At 64.7% G+C, this 589-nt stretch carries 1 protein-coding gene and 1 pseudogene; both read left to right on the top strand.

The window, feature by feature from the left end:
* On the top strand, positions 1-480 hold a 480-nt coding region (gene cysC / locus JQK15_RS26575), incomplete at its 5' end, for an adenylyl-sulfate kinase (RefSeq protein ID WP_214869674.1).
* Between the two features lie 8 nt (positions 481-488).
* Positions 489-589 (top strand): annotated as a pseudogene (locus JQK15_RS27190) (3'(2'),5'-bisphosphate nucleotidase CysQ); the annotation flags it as partial.

Raw genomic sequence — 589 nt, 5'->3', positions numbered from 1 at the left:
GGCAAGTCGACCATCGCCAATGAGGTGGAAAAGCGGCTCGCGCTGATGAACCGCCACACCTTCCTCTTGGATGGCGACAATATCCGCCATGGCCTCAACAAGGATCTGGGCTTTACCGAGGCGGATCGGATCGAGAATATCCGCCGCGTCGGCGAGGTCGCCAAGCTGATGGCGGACGCGGGCCTGATCGTGCTGACCGCCTTCATCTCGCCCTTCCGCGCCGAGCGCGAGATGGTGCGCGAGATGCTGCCGGACGGCGAGTTCATCGAGATCTTCGTCGATACCCCGCTGGAGGTCGCCGAGGCGCGCGACGTCAAGGGCCTCTACAAGAAGGCGCGCTCGGGCAGCCTCAAGAACTTCACCGGCATCGACAGCCCCTATGAGGCGCCCACCAGCCCCGAGATACGGGTCAACACCGTCGAGATGACGCCGGAAGAGGCCGCCGAGCATATCATCCGCAAGATCATGCCGCTCAAATGAGCAACGTCATGACAGACGCGGACCTCGCCGCCCATCTCGCCGACACCGCCGGCCGCCTGTTGCTGGAGGTCCGCGCCTCGGGCCTGTTCAGCGCCAAGGCGCTCGGCAA

This window comes from Sphingobium sp. BHU LFT2, assembly GCF_018604485.1.
GTDB classification, from domain to species: Bacteria; Pseudomonadota; Alphaproteobacteria; order Sphingomonadales; family Sphingomonadaceae; genus Sphingobium; species Sphingobium yanoikuyae_A.
This window is presented reverse-complemented; position numbering and strand designations above follow the sequence as displayed.